This is a genomic window from Streptomyces sp. NPDC044002 (assembly GCF_056434525.1).
Window position 1 is genome coordinate 151,184 of the sequence record NZ_JBWKEZ010000008.1, and the last position, 17,377, is coordinate 168,560.

Consider the following 17,377-nt stretch of genomic DNA (forward strand, 5'->3'; position numbering starts at 1 on the left):
GGTGAGCGCGCTCAGTGCCCGGAGGTGGCCTTCAGCCCCACCACCGCGACCAGCAGCAGGCAGATGAAGAAGATCCGGGCGGCGGTGACGGGCTCCCCCAGCACCGCCATCCCCAGCACCGCCGCCCCGGCCGCACCGATGCCCACCCACACGCCGTACGCCGTACCGATCGGCAGCGTCTTGGCCGCGTACGACAGCAGCACCATGCTGGCGACGATCCCGGCACCGGTGAACACGGACGGCCACAGCCGGGTGAAGCCCTCCGTGAACTTCATGCCGATCGACCAGCCGACCTCGAGCAGACCGGCGACGAGAAGAAGAACCCAGGCCATGACAGGCACCTCCGGGACGAGAGCGGAAACGGGGGTGCGTCGTCTTTGCGTCCTGCTACCCGGTACGGCGCGTCTCGTCGGGGGTTCCGCTCCACCGTAGCAAAGGGCACGCAAAAAGGGCCGGTGACGACGGTCACCGGCCCTTGAGCGAACCCGTATCTCAGAGGTACAGCCCAGTGGAGTCCTTCGACCCCTCCAGCCGCTCCGCCGCCACGGCGTGCAGGTCCCGCTCGCGCATCAGCACGTACGTCGCCCCGCGCACCTCGACCTCGGCGCGGTCCTCCGGGTCGTACAGCACGCGGTCGCCGGGCTCGACGCTGCGCACGTTCTGCCCGACCGCGACCACCTCGGCCCAGGCGAGCCGCTTGCCCACCGCGGCCGTCGCCGGAATCAGGATGCCGCCGCCGGAGCGGCGCTCGCCCTCGGGCGTGTCGGACTTCACGAGCACGCGGTCGTGGAGCATGCGGATGGGCAGCTTGTCGTGGGTGGTGTTCTCGCTCACGACCCGAACCTACCTGCCGCCGTCCGCCCTGTGAGCCGGAGGGTGGTCACCGCTTGCGGCGCGAGGAGGCCACGAGCAGCCCCACCACGCCGACCGCGAGGAGCGCGACCGGCAGGATCCGCTCGATGCGCGGGGCGCCGTCCTCGTGGCGCAGGCCGTCCTTCACGTCGGTGACGAGCCGGTTCACGGCGACGAAGGCGCGGCCGGCGGTGTGGTCCACCGCCGAGGCGACCCGGGCCTTCGCGTCCCCGATGATCGTCTGCGGGTGCATGCGCACGCCGATCTCGTCGAGCGTCTCGGCGAGCTGCTCGCGGCGGCGGACGATGTCCGCCTCGATCTGTGCGGGGGTCCTGGCTTCCGGCACCGCGCTGCCTCCGTCGTCGTTTCGTCGTCTGTGGGCTTGATCCGTCATGGACAGTCTGTCAGCTAAGTCAGCTTAGGCTCATGCCGTACGGATCCCCTCCCGAGGAGAGCACTGACATGAGCGAGCGACTCCAGCCGGGCGACATCGCCCCCGCCTTCACCCTGCCCGACGCGGACGGCAACGAGGTCTCGCTGGCCGACCACAAGGGCCGCAAGGTGATCGTGTACTTCTACCCGGCGGCCCTGACGCCGGGCTGCACCAAGCAGGCCTGCGACTTCACGGACAACCTGGACGTCCTGGCCACGGCCGGCTACGACGTCATCGGCGTCTCCCCGGACAAGCCTGAGAAGCTCGCGAAGTTCCGCGAGCAGGAGCACCTGAAGGTCACCCTGGTCGGGGACCCGGAGAAGGAGACCCTGGCGGCGTACGGCGCCTTCGGCGAGAAGAAGCTGTACGGCAAGACGGTCACCGGGGTCATCCGCTCCACGGTGGTCGTGGACGAGGAGGGCAAGGTCGAGCACGCCTTCTACAACGTCAAGGCCACCGGCCACGTTGCGAAGATCATCAAGGACCTCGGCATCTGACCGACGCCGCCCGGTCCTGCCCCGCGAAGTCCCGCACCAGAAGTGGTGCGGGACTTTCCGTTTATCGGACGTAACACTCCCCATCTCGGTTCGTTACTCCGTACGAGGTCGGAACGCCAGGCTGGAAAGCGGGGGATGACGTGAGCGACCGGTACGAGCCGACAGCGCTGGCAACGGCCGTTGCCGAAGCGCGGGGATGGGCCGATCTGATGCGACGGCTCGGCCTGCGTGAGAGCGGCGGCCAACGACGGGTCCTTCAGGAGAAGGTCGCCGAACAGGGACTCGACACGACTCACTTCAAGCAGCGCAGCCCGTGGCGCAAGTACTCGGACGAGGCCATCACGTCGGCAGTCACCGCATCCACGACCTTCCGCGAGGTGGCCAGAACCCTCGGGGCGACGCCCGCAACGGGAACGCTGTCGCACATAGCCCGCCGCGTCGAGGCATTGGGCCTGGACGTCAGCCACTTCCCGGGCATGAACCGCGCAGGGCTCGACCTGCCCTTCACTGCCACCGAGCTTCGCGAGGCGGCCGCATCCGCCGAGAGCGTGCGGGGCGTCGCCCGCTCGCTCGGGGTGCCGGACGACAGCCGCTCACGAGCCGCGCTGAGCCGCATGCTGCGCGAACACGGCGTCGACACTGCACACTTCCGCAACTCCCGGCGCGTCCTTGCCGATGACGCCCTCCATGCGGCCGTTTCGGAGGCAACCAGCTACGCGGACGTCATGCGGGCCCTGGATCTGGAAGTCAACGACACGAACCATCGCCGGGTTCGACGCCAGGTAGCGAGACTCGACCTCGACACCTCGCACTTCGTACGGCGCCCCTGGGGCAAGGCACCTCGCCCTTCGAAGCCCACGGCACCGAACACACTGGTCACCCTCCCCGAGGGATCACCCCGGACCAACCGCGCGCGGCTGCATCGGGCCCTGCAGGAGATCGGCCGCCCGTACAGCTGCGCCACGTGCGGAAACCCCGGCGAGTGGCTCGGCCGGCCGATCACGCTTCAGATCGACCACATCAGCGGGGACTGGCTGGACAACCGCCCCGAAAACCTCCGCTTCCTCTGTCCCAACTGCCACTCCCTGACGGACACGTGGTGCCGAAATCGTCGCCCCAAACCTGCCGTCTCCCCCGGCCGCCCCGTAGACTGAGGTCAACCCAGGCGGGCTGAATGTCCGAATTGGGCAATATGTCGCGGTTGTGGTGGAATAGGTAGTCACGCTTGGTTTAGGTCCAAGTGGGGTAAAACCCGTGGGGGTTCGAGTCCCCCCAACCGCACATCCACGCCGAAGGCCCCGTACGCAGTTGCCGCGTAGGGGGCCTTCGGGGTGCCTCCGGCCTCAGCCCAGCAGCTCCCGCAGGACCGGGACCAGCCCGCGGAAGGCCTGGCCGCGGTGGGAGATGGCGTTCTTCTCGTCCGCCGTCAGTTCCGCGCAGGTGCGGGTCTCGCCCAGGGGCTGGAGGATCGGGTCGTAGCCGAAGCCGCCGCCGCCCACCGGGGTGTGGCGGAGGGTGCCCAGGAGGCGGCCCTCGACGACTCGTTCGGTGCCGTCCGGGAGGGCGAGGGCGGCCGCGCAGAAGAAGTGGGCGCCGCGGTGTTCCGGCGCGATGTCGCTCAGCTGGGCCAGCAGGAGCTCCAGGTTGGCGCGGTCGTTGCCGTGGGCGCCGGCCCAGCGGGCGGAGAAGATGCCGGGGGCGCCGTTCAGGACGTCGACGCAGAGGCCGGAGTCGTCCGCGATGGCGGGGTGCCCGGTGGCCTGTGCGAGGGCGTGGGCCTTGAGGAGGGCGTTCTCGGCGAAGGTGACGCCGGTCTCCTTGACGTCCGGGACCTCGGGGTACGCGTCCGCGCCGACCAGCTCGTGCGGCAGGTCGGCGGCGGACAGGATGGCGCGGAGTTCGGCGACTTTGCCCGCGTTGCGGGTCGCGAGGATCAGACGGGTCATGCTCCCCATTATCCCGGGGTGCAGACCTTGGAGATCTCGGCGGCGGCGTCGGCGACCGGCTTGACGTCGGGGGTGGTGTCGCCGTTGTTGACGGCGGTGCGGACGTTCTTGACGGCCGTGCTCATGGAGTCGACGGCCTTGCCGAGGTCGGCGTTGCCCGTCGTGTCCTTGATCTTCTTGAGGTTGGTGTCGATCTGGTCCAGCGCGTTCTGGGTGTCCTGGATGCTGTTGCCCGCGTTGGAGACGGCCTGCTGGAGGTTGTTGACGCTGTCCGCGATGGCGACGGCGGTGTTGGCGCAGTCCATGGCGGTGGAGATGGCGTCGCAGGCGGTGACGGCCGGGACGGCGAGGGCCGCGGCCAGGGCGACGGCGGCGATGCGGAGTTTCGGCTTGCTCGGCTTCATGGGTCGGTCCCCCGGAAAGGCTCGGATGCGTGGACGGGCGCACGGTGGTGACACCGTGCGCCCGTATCCGCGTAGACGCGGGCCCGCGTCCGGCGGTTGCCGCGGGGCCGGCAGGGCCTACGGGGTCTGGAGGTCCAGGGCGCCGAGCTGGAGGGCCTCCAGGTCGGCGCAGCCGCCGGCGGCGAGGTCGAGGAGGGCGTTGAGTTCCTTGCGGTCGAAGGGCTCGCCCTCGGCGGTGCCCTGGACCTCGACGAAGCGGCCGTCGCCGGTGCAGACGACGTTCATGTCGGTCTCGGCGCGGACGTCCTCCTCGTAGCAGAGGTCGAGGAGCGGGACGCCGTCGACGATGCCGACGGAGACGGCGGCGACGGTGCCGGTGAGGGGCTTGCGGCCGGCCTTGATGTGCTTCTTCTGCTGGCCCCAGGCGATGGCGTCGGCGAGGGCGACGTAGGCGCCGGTGATGGCGGCGGTGCGGGTGCCGCCGTCGGCCTGGAGGACGTCGCAGTCCAGGACGATGGTGTTCTCGCCGAGGGCCTTGTAGTCGATGACGGCGCGCAGCGAGCGGCCGATGAGGCGGGAGATCTCGTGGGTGCGGCCGCCGATCTTGCCGCGGACGGATTCGCGGTCGCCGCGGGTGTTGGTGGAGCGGGGCAGCATCGAGTACTCGGAGGTGACCCAGCCTTCGCCGCTGCCCTTGCGCCAGCGCGGGACGCCTTCGGTGAAGGAGGCGGTGCAGAAGACCTTGGTGTCTCCGAAGGAGATGAGGACGGAGCCCTCGGCGTGCTTGCTCCATCCGCGTTCGATGGTGACCGGGCGGAGCTGTTCGGGCGTGCGGCCGTCGATGCGAGACATGGCTGTGAGCCTAGTCGGTGCGGGGGTACGCGTGGACCCCGTCCGGTGCGGCCGGTACGGGGTCCTCGTGGTGCCCTGGTGGGGCGTGGTGAGCGGGGGGCTCAGCTCACATCATGTCTTCGATCTCGCCGGCGATCGGGTCGGCGTCGGTGCCGATGACGACCTGGATGGCGGTGCCCATCTTGACGACGCCGTGGGCGCCGGCGGCCTTGAGGGCGGCCTCGTCGACGAGGGAGGGGTCGGCGACCTCGGTGCGCAGGCGGGTGATGCAGCCCTCGACCTCTTCGATGTTGTCGATGCCGCCGAGCCCGGCGACGATCTTCTCAGCCTTGGTGGCCATGTGTTTCTCCCTGAGTGTTTCGAAGGACGAGTCTTTGCGGCCGTGGCCGGCCGGCTACCCGCTGCGTCCTGTTCGTCACGTTAGCTCACGTTGCTCACGGTTGGCCTATCTGCGCGAGCGCGAGCCGGACGCCTGCCGAAGGATGACGATCAGCAGCAGCCTGCCCACAACTGGTCTACACCAGTGTGCCGCACGTACTGCGACCGCCAAAACGGGCCCGGCCAGGGAGGAAGCGGATGAGCGCGAGCAGCGCAGCGGAGGTGCCGCGCAGGCAGTGGTGGAACGGCCTGTTCCAGGGGTTGCAGAAGATGGGGCGCAGCCTCCAGCTGCCGATCGCGGTGCTGCCGGCGGCGGGCATCCTGAACCGGCTGGGGCAGCCGGACGTGTTCGGGAAGGACGGTCTGGACTGGTCGGCCGTCGCGAAGGTGATGGCGGGGGCGGGCGGGGCGCTGCTGGACGCGGACCTGGGTCTGCCGCTGCTGTTCTGCGTGGGTGTCGCGATCGGCATGGCGAAGAAGGCGGACGGGTCGACGGCTCTGGCGGCGGTGGCGGGGTTCCTGGTGTACCGGGGGGTGCTGCACGCGTTCCCGAAGCCGTGCCCGTCCGGGACGAAGGACGTGGGGGGCGGGTGCCTGACGCCGACGGACACGTTCGCGGGGTACGCGTACCAGAATCCGGGGGTGTTCGGCGGCATCGTGATGGGGCTGCTGGCGGCGTGGTTCTGGCAGCGCTACCACCGGGTGAAGCTGGTGGACTGGCTGGGGTTCTTCAACGGGCGGCGGCTGGTGCCGATCATCATGTCGTTCGTGGCGATCGTGTTCGCGGCGCTGTGCCTGTGGATCTGGCCGCCGGTGGGTGACGCGCTGGAGAGCTTCTCGGACTGGCTGGTGGGGCTGGGTGCCTGGGGTGCGGGGATCTTCGGCGTCGCGAACCGGGCGCTGCTGGTGATCGGTCTGCACCAGTTCCTGAACGTGCCGGTGTGGTTCCAGTTCGGCAGTTACACCAAGCCGGACGGGGCGACGGTGCACGGTGACATCAACATGTTCCTGGCGGGCGACCCGAACGCGGGCCTGTTCCTGTCCGGCTTCTTCCCGATCATGATGTTCGCCCTGCCGGCGGCGGCGCTGGCGATCACGCACTGTGCGAAGCCGCAGCGGCGCAAGGAGGTGGGCGGGCTGATGCTGTCGGTCGGGCTGACCTCGTTCGTCACGGGGATCACGGAGCCGCTGGAGTACTCGTTCCTCTTCGTGGCGCCGGCGCTGTACGTGGTGCACGCGGTGCTGACGGGGGTGTCGATGGCGGTGACGTGGGCGCTGGGGGTGCACGACGGGTTCAGCTTCTCGGCGGGTCTGATCGACTACGTCATCAACTGGGGGCTGGCGACGAAGCCGTGGCTGATCATCCCGATCGGGCTGGGTTTCGCGGTGGTCTACTACGCGGTGTTCCGTTTCGCGATCACGCGGTGGAACATCCCGACGCCGGGGCGGGAGTCGGACGAGGAGATCGCGGCGATGCAGGCGGAGAACACCAAGGCGTAGCGCCCCTTGTGACACAAGGCCAGGGCCTTCGGATCCAATGATCCGGAGGCCCTTCTTCCTGTGGCGCAGGCCACACAAAATCGAAGGTTCCTTATCTAACCCCGACCGTGCTACAACTGGTCTACACCACCCAATGGTGTAGACCATGCAGCTGCCGAGCAGCCATTGGTCCCCCACTTCCGAGACGCCGCCACCCCCATTTTCCATGTCCCCAGGCAGCGCCTTGTCCACTGGAGGAACCCATGTCCACAGCGACCGCTGCGGAGAAGAAGAAGGGCGCTGGCGTGATGGCCGTCATGCAGCGCATCGGCCGGAGCCTCATGCTCCCCGTTGCCGTGCTGCCGGCCGGCGCTCTGCTCATTCGCCTCGGCCAGGACGACATGCTCGGCAAGGCGTCGCTGCCGGACTTCATCAACAAGATCGCCACCTACATGGCGGCCGGTGGTGACGCGATCATCGGCAACATGGCGCTGCTGTTCGCCGTCGGCATCGCGATCGGCTTCGCCAAGAAGGCCGACGGCTCGACGGCCCTGGCCGCCGTCACCGGTTACCTGGTCTTCCAGAAGGTGCTCGCCACCTTCACCGACCCGAGCCTGCCGAAGATCGCCAAGGTGGTCGACGGCAAGGTCGCGATGGTCGAGGCGCCGGTCGACGCCAAGGTCCTCGGCGGTGTCGTGATGGGCATCGTCGTCGCCCTGCTCTACCAGAAGTTCTACCGGACCAAGCTGCCGGACTGGGCGGGCTTCTTCGGCGGCCGCCGCCTGGTCCCGATCCTCTCCGCCTTCGCGGGCCTGTTCATCGGTATCGTCTTCGGTCTGATCTGGCCGGTCCTGGGCAAGGGCATCCACGGCTTCGGTGAGTGGCTGGTCGGCTCCGGCGCCGTCGGCGCGGGCATCTTCGGTGTCGCCAACCGTGCGCTGATCCCGGTCGGCATGCACCACCTGCTCAACTCCTTCCCCTGGTTCCAGGCGGGCGAGTACAACGGCAAGAGCGGCGACATCGGCCGCTTCCTCGCCGGTGACCCGAGCGCCGGACAGTTCATGACCGGCTTCTTCCCGATCATGATGTTCGCCCTCCCGGCGGCCTGCCTCGCGATCGTCCACTGCGCCCGCCCCGAGCGCCGCAAGGTCGTCGGCGGCATGATGTTCTCCCTCGCGCTCACCGCGTTCGTCACCGGTGTCACCGAGCCGATCGAGTTCACCTTCATGTTCATCGCCCCGGTGCTGTACGCGGTCCACGCGGTCCTGACCGGTGTGTCCATGGCCCTGACCTGGGCGCTCGGCATGAAGGACGGCTTCGGCTTCTCCGCCGGCGCGATCGACTTCTTCCTCAACCTCGGCATCGCGACCAAGCCGTGGATGCTCGTCCTGGTGGGCCTGTGCTTCGCGGCGCTCTACTACGCGATCTTCCGCTTCGCGATCACCAAGTGGAACCTCCCCACGCCGGGCCGCGAGTCCGACGAGGAGCTCGCCGAGCTGGCGAAGGCCGAGGCCAAGTAAGGCCCCGCGGCCCCGCAGTTTCGTAGGCGGCAACTACGCGACGGAGCCCCCGCTCTCCCGGAAGGGAGGGCGGGGGCTCCGTCGTTTCCGGGCCGCGGATCAGACCTCGTAGACGGCGCCGGCGTGCGCGAGGTCCACCCGGCCGTCGAAGACCGCGCGGGCGTCCGCCAGGTTCTGCGCGGCGTCCGTCCACGGCGGGATGTGCGTCAGCACGAGCCTTCCGACGCGGCCGTCGCGGGCGTACTCGCCGGCCTCACGGCCGTTGAGGTGGAGGTCCGGGATGTCCTCCTTGCCGTGCGTGAAGGAGGCCTCGCACAGGAACAGGTCCGCGCCCTCCGCCAGCGTCCCCAGCTCGGGGCAGACCCCCGTGTCACCGGAGTACGCCAGCACGCGCCCACCGTGCTCGACGCGGATGCCGTACGACTCGACCGGGTGGCAGACCTTCTCCGTGCGGACCGTGAACGGGCCGATCTCGAAGACGGCGGACTTCAGGGTGCGGAAGTCGAATACCTCGCTCATCGAGCGCTCGTCCGGGACGTCCTCGTACGCCGTGGTCAGGCGCTGCTCGGTGCCCTCGGGGCCGTAGACGGGGATGGTGCCGCAGCGGCCGCCCTCGTGCCGGTAGTAGCGGGCCACGAAGTACGCGCACATGTCGATGCAGTGGTCGGCGTGCAGGTGGCTCAGGAAGATCGCGTCGAGGTCGTAGAGACCGCAGTGGCGCTGGAGCGCGCCGAGGGAGCCGTTGCCCATGTCGAGGAGCAGCCGGAAGCCGTCGGCCTCGACGAGATAGCTCGAACATGCCGAATCCGCGGCCGGGAAGGACCCCGAACAGCCGACGACGGTGAGCTTCATGGAGCGTGAACCTCCGGGGACGGTCCGTGGACGGAATGCGGGCCGTGCGTGGGTCGAGCGTAAGGCGCGAAACCTCCGGTCGCTCCTCCGCGGCGGGCCGTTGTGGGGGGAATCACCTGTGCTGTCACCCAGCAGAGCGACGGGTGGCACGGGCGTTGCCGTGCCGGGGGCGGCGTGCGCGGCTACGGTCGGAATATGGACACGTCGTGGTGGCCCGCCGTGGTGGCGGCGGTCGCCGTGGCGGTGGTGGTGCTGCTCCCCCGGCGGGCCACGGCGGTGGCGGTGGCGCCCCCGCCCCACGGGCCGGCGCCGCCGCCGCGGGTGCGGCCGGGTGAGCTGTGGCGGCTGGCGGACGGCCGGACCTGCCTGGTGCTGGCCGTACGGGCGCACCGGGAGCGGGTGCGGGTGGCGTGGATCGCCGGGAAGTACGACGACCGGCGGGCCGGGGTGATCCCGGTGCCGCCGGGGATGGCCGGGTGGCACGGGCGGGGCGGTTTCCTGGAGGCGGACCGGCCCGAGGAGGTGTCGCTGTGGGAGTTCCGCACGCCGGTGGGGACACTGGACCCGGTGTTGTGGGACGAGGCCAAGGGGCTGGGAGGCGGTGCGGAGTGATCCGGCTGCGGCGTGTCTACGATCCCCCGGAGCCGGGGGCGGACGGCGTACGGGTGCTCGTGGACCGGCTGTGGCCGCGCGGGCTGTCTAAGGAGGCGGCCGCGGTGGACGAGTGGCCGCGGGCGGTGACGCCGTCGGCGGAGCTGCGGAAGTGGTTCCACGCGGGCGGCTCGCCGGAGGAGTTCCGGGTGCGGTACGAGGCGGAGCTGGCGGCTCCCGGGGCGCTGGAGGGCCTGGAACGGCTGCGGGAGCTGGCGGCGGTGGGCCCGCTGACCCTGGTGACGGCGGTCAAGGACCCGGACCACAGCCATGCGGCGGTGCTCGCGGAGCTGCTGGAGCCGGGGACGTGAGCGCGTCCCGCCCGCCACGGGGTGCGGCGGGCGGGACGGGCAGGAGCAGGGGGGGCGGGGCCGGTGCCGGCGCCGGCGCCGGGGTCAGATGTGGCGGACGGGCTCGCGGTCCGTGCACAGGGCCCAGATGACGAACACCCCGATGGCGATCGCGATGAGCGCCCACAGGGGCTGGTAGGGCAGCCACAGGAAGTGGAAGATCACAGAGATGGCGGCCAGGACCACGCCAGCGACCCGGCCCCACTGGGCGCCCTTGAGGATCCCGACGCCGACGGCGAAGACGATGACGCCGAGGATCAGGTGGATCCAGCCCCAGGCCGTGAGGTCGAACTTGAAGGTGTAGTCGCCGACCGGCAGGTACACCTCGTCCTTGGCGAGGGCGGCGATGCCCTCGAAGACGCTGAACACGCCGTTGACGGCCATCAGGACGCCGGCGAAGGTCGAACCGCCGGTGGCCCAGGCGTTCGGGGAGGTACTGCCCGGGGTGGTGGTCATGTCGCCACCTTCCTGCTGCGGGGAACCGGTCGTACCGAGCGTGCGCGCGCGGGGCCGGGCGGGCGACCCCGAGGGGGCCGAACGGGTGAACGGGACCGCCCCGGGCCCGGACGCCGGAACGCCGCCGGGCCCGCGTGGTGCGGGTCCGGCGGCGTTCCGGGTGCGTGCTGTGCGTGCTGTGCGTGCTGTGCGTGCCGGCCTCAGGCCCAGAGCTGGCCCTGGAGGACCTCGATGGCCTCTTCGGTGGTTGCCGCCGTGTAGACGCCGGTCGACAGGTACTTCCAGCCGCCGTCGGCCACGACGAAGACGATGTCGGCGGACTCCCCGGCGGCGACCGCCTTGCGGCCCACGCCGATCGCCGCGTGCAGCGCGGCTCCGGTGGAGACGCCCGCGAAGATGCCCTCCTGCTGGAGGAGTTCACGGGTGCGGGTCACCGCGTCGGCCGAGCCGACCGAGTAGCGGGTGGTGAGCACCGAGGCGTCGTACAGCTCGGGGACGAAGCCCTCGTCGAGGTTGCGCAGGCCGTAGACGAGGTCGTCGTAGCGCGGCTCGGCGGCGACGATCTTCACGCCGGGCACGTTCTCGCGGAGGTAGCGGCCGACGCCCATGAGGGTGCCGGTGGTGCCCAGGCCCGCCACGAAGTGGGTGATGGACGGGAGGTCGGCGAGGATCTCCGGGCCGGTGGTGGCGTAGTGGGCGCCCGCGTTGTCCGGGTTGCCGTACTGGTAGAGCATCACCCAGGAGGGGTTCTGCTCGGCCAGTTCCTTCGCCACCCGCACGGCGGTGTTCGAACCGCCCGCGGCCGGCGACGAGATGATCTCGGCTCCCCACATCGCGAGAAGGTCGCGGCGCTCCTGCGAGGTGTTCTCCGGCATCACGCACACGATCCGGTAGCCCTTGAGCTTCGCGGCCATCGCGAGCGAGATGCCCGTGTTGCCGGAGGTGGGCTCCAGGATGGTGCAGCCGGGGTACAGGCGGCCGTCCTTCTCCGCCTGCTCGACCATGTGGAGCGCGGGGCGGTCCTTGATCGAGCCGGTCGGGTTGCGGTCCTCCAGCTTGGCCCAGATCCGGACGTCCTCCGAGGGGGACAGCCGGGGCAGGCGCACGAGCGGGGTGTTGCCGACCGCCGCGAGCGGGGAGTCGTAGCGCATTACTTCGAGCCGCCGGCCACGGCCGGGAGGATGGTGACGCTGTCGCCGTCCTTGAGGGCGGTGGAGATGCCGTCGATGAAGCGGACGTCCTCGTCGTTGAGGTAGACGTTCACGAAGCGGCGCAGCTTGCCGTCCTCGACGATGCGCGCCTCGATGCCCTGGTGGCGGGTGTCCAGGTCCGCGAACAGCTCGGAGAGGGTGGCGCCCTCGCCGTTCACGGCCTTCTCGCCGTCGGTGTAGGTGCGGAGGATGGTCGGGATGCGGACCTCGATGGCCATGGCAGGCTCCAGTGTCGTGAAGGGGGCGAAGAAGTGTGCGGGCGCGCGTTCGTGCAGCCCCCGCGCGGAAGGGGCCCGGTGCTCAGACGGCAGGACAGATGGCGCTGGCGAGGCGGCACAGGTCGACGTGCAGCCGCGCCACGAGCAGCAGCCTGCCGGGCGTCTCGATGCTCACGTCGTGGGAAACCATGCGGTCATGTTAACGATTCCCGGTCCGGTGTTTGGAGTGTGATCCCGCATCGTGGACGCCGTCGGCTCACATAGTGGTCAGTAGGCGGCTACGACCTGCACTTCTTCCTCCGTGATCACGCCGTCGACGATCCGGTAGGAGCGGAACTGGAACTCGCCGAGGCCGTCCTGGTCGGCCGTGGAGACGAGGACGTAGTGCGCGCCGGGCTCGTTCGCGTAGGTGACGTCCGTGCGCGAGGGGTAGGCCTCGGTGGCGGTGTGCGAGTGGTAGACGATCACGGGCTCCTCGTCCCGGTCGTCGAGCTCGCGGTAGAGCTTGAGCAGATCCTTCGAGTCGAACTCGTAGAACGTGGGCGACCGGGCCGCGTTGAGCATCGGGATGAACCGCTCGGGGCGGCCCGTGCCCGCGGGGCCGGCCACGACGCCGCACGCCTCGTCCGGGTGGTCCTTGCGGGCGTGCTCGACGATCTGGTCGTACAGGGCCTGGGTGAGGGTCAGCATGAGCCACAGGATAAGCAGACGGGCCCTCCCGTACCGAGGAGTGGTACGGGAGGGCCCGAATGGTGGACACAGCGCCTTGGGCGCGGGGCCCGGGGGGCGGGTTCCCGGCCGCGGCAGGCGGCCGGGAACCGCGTTCAGCCGGTCAGCGGGTGACCTTGTTGAAGGCGGCCCCCTGCGGGTTGCGGGCCTTCAGGACGAGGTAGGAGACGCCCAGGATCAGACCCCACAGCGGGGCGCAGTACAGCGAGACGCGGGAGTCCTTGTCGACGCCCATCATCACGATGACCATGCCGATGAAGAGCAGGGCGAACCAGCTGGTCCACGGCGCGCCGGGGGCGCGGAAGGCGGACTGCGGCAGCTCGCCGCGGTCGGCCTTGGCGCGGTAGCGGATCTGGCAGACCAGGATCATGATCCAGGCCCACATGCCGGAGATGGTGGCGAAGGAGACGACGTAGTCGAAGGCCTTGCCCGGGGCGACGTAGTTGATCCAGACGCCCACCAGCATCAGCGCGGCGGAGAAGGTGGTGCCGGCGAGCGGGGTGCCGTTCTTCGTGAGCTTGGTGAAGAACTTGGGGCCCTGGCCGTTGAGCGCGAGGTCGCGCAGCATGCGGCCGGTGGAGTACATGCCCGAGTTGCAGGAGGACAGGGCGGCGGTCAGCACGACGAAGTTGACGATCGCGGCGCCGATGCCGAGGCCCATCTTCTCGAAGGCGAGGACGAAGGGGCTCTCGCCGGCCTTGAAGTTGGACCACGGGATGACCGACATGATCATGATGAGCGCGCCGACGTAGAAGACGGCGATGCGCCACGGCACGGTGTTGATGGCCTTGGGCAGGGTCTTCGCGGGGTCCTTGGACTCGCCGGCGGTGACGCCGACCAGCTCGACCGCGAGGAAGGCGAACATCACGATCTGCAGGGTCATCAGCGTCTCGCCGATGCCGTTGGGGAAGAAGCCGCGGTCGTTCCACAGGTTGGAGACGGAGGCGGTCGCGGCGGCGTCGGAGAAGCCGATGGTGAGGATGCCGGCGCAGATCAGGATCATGCCGACGATGGCGGTGACCTTGACCATGGAGAACCAGAACTCCAGCTCGCCGAAGAGCTTCACGGAGATCAGGTTGGCGGCGTAGAGGATCACGGTGAAGATCAGCGCGTACGCCCACTGCGGGAAGCTGTCGTTCGTCCAGTACGACATGTACTTCGCGGCGGCGGTGACCTCGGTGATGCCGGTGACCACCCAGAACAGCCAGTAGGTCCAGCCGGTCGCGTAGCCCCAGAACGGGCCCAGGAACTCGCGGGCGTAGTCCGAGAACGAGCCGGAGACGGGCCGGTACATGAGCAGTTCGCCCAGGGCCCGCATGATGAAGAAGATGACCAGTCCGGCGATGGCGTAGGCCAGGATCAGGCTCGGTCCGGCCTTGGAGATCGCCTTGCCGGCGCCCAGGAAGAGGCCGGTGCCGATGGCTCCGCCGATCGCGATCATCTGGATCTGGCGGGCTCCGAGCGCCCGGTGGTAGCCCTCCCCGTCGCCCTCGCCCTGACCGCCCTCGCCGGGCGTCCTGTCGTGCTGCTCGACCTGCACAGAGGTCATGTTTTGGTGCGCCTTTCTCCACGCCGACCCGCGCCTCGAACGGCTGCGGATCGGGTTCCTCGATCCCCCCGGATACGGATGGAGTTGCACGCCGGCGGTCAGCCGGTTCAAGCGGGCCGGGGGACATGGGTGGCGTCCCGTCGGCGGTCGTGAAGATCTATCACGTGCTCGCGGGCGGGAGAAGGGCGGAAAAGTGACACAGGGCACGGCAATATCAGGACATGGCGGCGCAAAAAGATCAGATCACCGCATGACGGTGATCTGATCGTTATCCGGATTTGAGCGTCCGCTGAGCGAACACGTGCGCGCGGTGACGTCCGCGGGGCGGACCGACCCGCCTCAGAGGGTCTCGATGAGCGTCTCCTGGAGGCCGCCGAGCCAGAGGTACGCCATCACCATCGGCTTGCGCGGGTCGTCGTCCGGGAGCCGGAACAGCACCGCGCTCTCGTCGTCCTCGGTGATGTCCAGCCGGGCCGCGATGGTCAGCCGGAGGTCGTTGAGCGCGCCGAGCCAGCGCAGCGGCAGCTCGCCGGTCAGCTCCAGCACCGCCGCGCCGTCGCCGGCCGGGGTGAGGGAGTCGAGGCTGCGCACGACGGCCAGCGCGTCCTCCCGCTTGCGGGTGCGCAGGTCGTTCTCGGTGAAGCGGCGGAACTCCGCCGAGCGGGCCCGCAGCTCCTGCGGGTCCTCCTTCTCCCCCGGGCCGCCGGGGCCCCCGTAGGCGTCGGGGAAGAGCCGGGCCAGCGCCGGGTCGGACGGGGGCTCCGTGGGGCCGTCGGAGGCGGCGAACAGCACCGCCAGGGGGTCGGCGTCCGGGTCGGGCTCCGGCTCGCCGGGGCCGATCAGCTCCAGCAGCTGCACGGCCAGCGAGCGCAGGATGGAGATCTCGATCTCGTCCAGGGCCACCGCGGCCCCGCCGCCCTTCAGGGGCTCGAACACGCCGCCCATCAGTTGCGGTCCTGCGAGAGGGTCGCCCAGAGCCCGTAGCCGTGCATGGCCTGCACGTCGCGCTCCATTTCCTCACGCGTGCCGCTGGAGACGACCGCCTTGCCCTTGTTGTGGACGTCCATCATCAGCCTGGTCGCCTTGTCCTTGGGGTAGCCGAAGTACGCCTGGAACACGTACGTCACGTAGCTCATGAGGTTGACCGGGTCGTTGTGCACCAGGGTCACCCACGGGACGTCCGGTTCGGGGACCGCGAAGGTCTCCTCGGCGGATTCGGTGCGTTCGATCTCAATAGGAGCAACACTCACTCGTCCCATGCTGCCACTGCGACGGGCCGGTCGCACAAACCGGCCCCTACATCTCGTCACTCTGACGAAATGTGCGCTAGCATCCGTGGCATGAACCCTGCGGACCTGGGCCTGCCGGTGGACGTGCCGTCGACAGCGCTCTTCACGGATCACTACGAGCTGACGATGCTGCAGGCCGCCCTGGCGAACGGCACCGCCGAACGCCGCTCGGTCTTCGAGGTCTTCACCCGGCGGCTGCCCGAGGGGCGGCGCTACGGGGTGGTGGCCGGTACCGGGCGCGTCCTGGACGCCGTGGAGAACTTCCGCTTCGACGGCGCGGTACTGGAGTTCCTGCGGGAGCGGGCCGTCGTCGACATGCGGACGCTGGACTGGCTGGCGTCGTACCGCTTCTCGGGTGACATCTGGGGATACCCGGAGGGGGAGGTCTACTTCCCCGGGTCGCCGATCCTGCGGGTCGAGGGCAGCTTCGCCGAGTGCGTGCTGCTGGAGACGGTCGTCCTCTCGATCCTCAACCACGACTCCGCCATCGCCGCGGCCGCCTCCCGGATGGCCTCGGCGGCGGGTGACCGGCCGCTGATCGAGATGGGCGCGCGCCGCACCCACGAACTGGCGGCGGTCGCGGCCTCGCGGGCCGCGTACGTCGGCGGCTTCACCTCCACCTCCGACCTGGCGGCCGGCTTCCGGTACGGGATCCCGACGGTCGGGACCAGCGCGCACGCCTTCACCCTCGTCCACGACAGCGAACGGGACGCCTTCACCGCGCAGGTCGCCTCGCTGGGCAGCGGGACCACCCTGCTGGTGGACACGTACGACGTCGCCGAGGCCGTGCGGACCGCGGTGGAGGTCGCCGGGACGGACCTGGGCGCGGTCCGGATCGACTCCGGGGACCTGCTGCTCGTCGCGCACCGGGTGCGGCAGCAGCTGGACGAGCTGGGCGCGACCGGCACCCGGATCGTGGTCACCTCCGACCTGGACGAGTACGCCATCGCCTCACTGGCGGCGGCGCCGGTGGACGCGTACGGGGTGGGCACCCAGCTGGTGACCGGCAGCGGGCACCCGACGTGCTCGATGGTCTACAAGCTGGTCGCGCGGGCGGCCTCGGCGGACCCGAAGGCAACGCTGGTGCCGGTGGCGAAGAAGTCCACGGGCGGCAAGACCTCCGTCGGCGGCCGCAAGTGGGCGGCGCGGCGGCGGGACGCCGAGGGGGTCGCGGAGGCCGAGGTCGTCGGCACCGGGCCGGTGCCGGCCGCGCTGGCCGGCTCGCAGCTGCTGGTGCAGCTGGTGAAGGCGGGCGAGGTGGTGGCCCGCGAGCCGCTGGAGGCCGCGCGCGACCGCCACCGGGCGGCCAGGGCCGGCCTCCCGCTCTCGGCGACCCAGCTCTCGCGCGGCGAGGCCGTGATCCCGACCGAGGCCGTTTCCTGACGCGTCGCCGCCCTTTTTGACGCGCCGTTCGCGCGGCTCGGCGCCGGGGCGCCACGCCTCTTCCACGCGCCACTCGCGCGGCTCGGCGCCGGGGCGCCTCACCGGCTTCGCGCCGCTGCGCCGGACTCCGTCCGTCGGGCCCGGGGCGGGGCCACCGGGGGCGGGCGGGGGCCGGTGGCTCGCCTGCGGGTGGGTGGGCCGCTGCGCGGGGCTGGTCCCCTACCCGCCCTTCCACCGTTCCGGGGGGGGGGGGGGGCCCCCCCCCCCCCCCCCCCAAACCCGCGCGGGGGGGGCCTCCCCCCACAAAAAAGCGTTGGGGGGGGGACCC

22 protein-coding genes, 1 tRNA gene, 1 pseudogene and 1 riboswitch are annotated in these 17,377 nt (G+C 70.2%); of the genes and pseudogenes, 8 read left to right on the plus strand and 16 right to left on the minus strand.

Going from position 1 to position 17,377, the window contains the following annotated elements:
* Positions 1–11 precede the first annotated feature (11 nt).
* From AC07A6_RS08990 to AC07A6_RS09000, 3 genes are all read right to left on the minus strand, one after another.
* Entirely contained in the window at positions 12–332 is a 321-nt protein-coding gene (locus AC07A6_RS08990; protein ID WP_030158619.1) for a DMT family transporter, read from the minus strand.
* Positions 333–365: 33 nt separating this feature from the next.
* Positions 366–438: riboswitch (guanidine-III (ykkC-III) riboswitch) on the minus strand.
* A gap of 54 nt (positions 439–492) precedes the next feature.
* On the minus strand, positions 493–834 hold the full coding sequence (locus tag AC07A6_RS08995; RefSeq protein ID WP_079427293.1) for a GroES family chaperonin: 342 nt from the start codon (positions 832–834) through the stop codon (positions 493–495).
* Positions 835–880: 46 nt separating this feature from the next.
* Positions 881–1,198: a DUF3618 domain-containing protein gene (locus tag AC07A6_RS09000; RefSeq protein WP_362470376.1), complete on the minus strand. Its 318-nt coding sequence runs from the start codon at positions 1,196–1,198 to the stop codon at positions 881–883.
* A gap of 116 nt (positions 1,199–1,314) precedes the next feature.
* Here AC07A6_RS09000 and bcp point away from each other — a divergent pair, with 116 nt between their 5' ends.
* The 3 genes from bcp (at position 1,315) to AC07A6_RS09015 (ending at position 3,063) form a co-directional block, all read left to right on the plus strand.
* Positions 1,315–1,782 carry a thioredoxin-dependent thiol peroxidase gene (gene bcp, locus AC07A6_RS09005; protein WP_007264334.1) on the plus strand — a complete coding sequence of 156 codons (468 nt, stop codon included), beginning with the start codon at positions 1,315–1,317 and terminating at the stop codon, positions 1,780–1,782.
* Between the two features lie 140 nt (positions 1,783–1,922).
* Entirely contained in the window at positions 1,923–2,936 is a 1,014-nt protein-coding gene (locus AC07A6_RS09010; RefSeq protein ID WP_478776612.1) for an HNH endonuclease signature motif containing protein, read from the plus strand.
* Between the two features lie 43 nt (positions 2,937–2,979).
* Positions 2,980–3,063: transfer RNA gene (locus AC07A6_RS09015), tRNA-Leu, on the plus strand.
* A 62-nt stretch (positions 3,064–3,125) separates the two neighbouring features.
* Here the strand turns inward: AC07A6_RS09015 and rdgB are convergent.
* The 4 genes and pseudogenes from rdgB to AC07A6_RS09035 all read right to left on the minus strand — a co-directional run.
* Positions 3,126–3,728 carry an RdgB/HAM1 family non-canonical purine NTP pyrophosphatase gene (rdgB, locus tag AC07A6_RS09020; protein WP_478776613.1) on the minus strand — a complete coding sequence of 201 codons (603 nt, stop codon included), beginning with the start codon at positions 3,726–3,728 and terminating at the stop codon, positions 3,126–3,128.
* A gap of 8 nt (positions 3,729–3,736) precedes the next feature.
* Positions 3,737–4,132, minus strand: a complete 396-nt coding sequence (locus AC07A6_RS09025; protein ID WP_478776614.1) for a hypothetical protein — start codon at positions 4,130–4,132, stop codon at positions 3,737–3,739.
* Between the two features lie 117 nt (positions 4,133–4,249).
* A complete protein-coding gene (gene rph / locus AC07A6_RS09030) occupies positions 4,250–4,984 on the minus strand; it encodes a ribonuclease PH (protein WP_478776615.1) in 735 nt (244 codons plus the stop codon).
* Between the two features lie 106 nt (positions 4,985–5,090).
* Positions 5,091–5,342, minus strand: a pseudogene (locus tag AC07A6_RS09035) (PTS sugar transporter subunit IIB); the annotation flags it as partial.
* Positions 5,343–5,560: 218 nt separating this feature from the next.
* Here AC07A6_RS09035 and AC07A6_RS09040 point away from each other — a divergent pair.
* Positions 5,561–6,862, plus strand: coding sequence for a PTS transporter subunit EIIC (locus AC07A6_RS09040; RefSeq protein WP_386273684.1), 1,302 nt, complete (start codon positions 5,561–5,563; stop codon positions 6,860–6,862).
* Between the two features lie 242 nt (positions 6,863–7,104).
* Entirely contained in the window at positions 7,105–8,361 is a 1,257-nt protein-coding gene (locus AC07A6_RS09045; protein ID WP_362470360.1) for a PTS transporter subunit EIIC, read from the plus strand.
* A 99-nt stretch (positions 8,362–8,460) separates the two neighbouring features.
* Here AC07A6_RS09045 and AC07A6_RS09050 read toward each other — a convergent pair whose 3' ends face one another.
* On the minus strand, positions 8,461–9,213 hold the full coding sequence (locus AC07A6_RS09050; protein ID WP_362470357.1) for an MBL fold metallo-hydrolase: 753 nt from the start codon (positions 9,211–9,213) through the stop codon (positions 8,461–8,463).
* Positions 9,214–9,408: 195 nt separating this feature from the next.
* Between AC07A6_RS09050 and AC07A6_RS09055 the strand changes: the two genes are divergently transcribed.
* Both AC07A6_RS09055 and AC07A6_RS09060 read left to right on the plus strand, forming a co-directional pair.
* Complete coding sequence (locus AC07A6_RS09055) at positions 9,409–9,825, plus strand: hypothetical protein (RefSeq protein WP_362470355.1); 417 nt, start codon at positions 9,409–9,411, stop codon at positions 9,823–9,825.
* Complete coding sequence (locus AC07A6_RS09060; RefSeq protein ID WP_478776616.1) at positions 9,822–10,175, plus strand: DUF488 domain-containing protein; 354 nt, start codon at positions 9,822–9,824, stop codon at positions 10,173–10,175. Before AC07A6_RS09055 ends, AC07A6_RS09060 begins: the two co-directional genes overlap by 4 nt.
* A gap of 84 nt (positions 10,176–10,259) precedes the next feature.
* On the opposite strand, the gene AC07A6_RS09065 is transcribed toward AC07A6_RS09060, so the two are convergent.
* The 8 genes from AC07A6_RS09065 to clpS all read right to left on the minus strand — a co-directional run bounded on the left by AC07A6_RS09065 (position 10,260) and on the right by clpS (position 15,636).
* Entirely contained in the window at positions 10,260–10,670 is a 411-nt protein-coding gene (locus tag AC07A6_RS09065; protein WP_478776617.1) for a DUF7144 family membrane protein, read from the minus strand.
* Between the two features lie 200 nt (positions 10,671–10,870).
* Positions 10,871–11,821 carry a PLP-dependent cysteine synthase family protein gene (locus AC07A6_RS09070; protein WP_285345810.1) on the minus strand — a complete coding sequence of 317 codons (951 nt, stop codon included), beginning with the start codon at positions 11,819–11,821 and terminating at the stop codon, positions 10,871–10,873.
* Positions 11,821–12,099, minus strand: coding sequence for a MoaD/ThiS family protein (locus AC07A6_RS09075; RefSeq protein ID WP_007264347.1), 279 nt, complete (start codon positions 12,097–12,099; stop codon positions 11,821–11,823). The genes AC07A6_RS09070 and AC07A6_RS09075 overlap by 1 nt, the downstream gene beginning before the upstream one ends.
* Before the next feature lie 82 nt (positions 12,100–12,181).
* Positions 12,182–12,289 (minus strand): putative leader peptide, encoded by a 108-nt coding sequence (locus AC07A6_RS09080; RefSeq protein WP_312847437.1) that lies wholly within the window; start codon positions 12,287–12,289, stop codon positions 12,182–12,184.
* Between the two features lie 77 nt (positions 12,290–12,366).
* Positions 12,367–12,789 (minus strand): M67 family metallopeptidase, encoded by a 423-nt coding sequence (locus tag AC07A6_RS09085; RefSeq protein WP_007264348.1) that lies wholly within the window; start codon positions 12,787–12,789, stop codon positions 12,367–12,369.
* A gap of 142 nt (positions 12,790–12,931) precedes the next feature.
* Positions 12,932–14,377, minus strand: coding sequence for an amino acid permease (locus AC07A6_RS09090; protein ID WP_478776618.1), 1,446 nt, complete (start codon positions 14,375–14,377; stop codon positions 12,932–12,934).
* A gap of 339 nt (positions 14,378–14,716) precedes the next feature.
* On the minus strand, positions 14,717–15,322 hold the full coding sequence (locus AC07A6_RS09095; RefSeq protein WP_362470345.1) for a DUF2017 domain-containing protein: 606 nt from the start codon (positions 15,320–15,322) through the stop codon (positions 14,717–14,719).
* Entirely contained in the window at positions 15,322–15,636 is a 315-nt protein-coding gene (gene clpS, locus AC07A6_RS09100; RefSeq protein ID WP_362470342.1) for an ATP-dependent Clp protease adapter ClpS, read from the minus strand. Before clpS ends, AC07A6_RS09095 begins: the two co-directional genes overlap by 1 nt.
* 81 nt (positions 15,637–15,717) lie before the next feature.
* Here clpS and AC07A6_RS09105 point away from each other — a divergent pair, with 81 nt between their 5' ends.
* Positions 15,718–17,049, plus strand: a complete 1,332-nt coding sequence (locus tag AC07A6_RS09105) for a nicotinate phosphoribosyltransferase (RefSeq protein ID WP_478776619.1) — start codon at positions 15,718–15,720, stop codon at positions 17,047–17,049.
* The last annotated feature ends 328 nt before the right edge of the window (positions 17,050–17,377 follow it).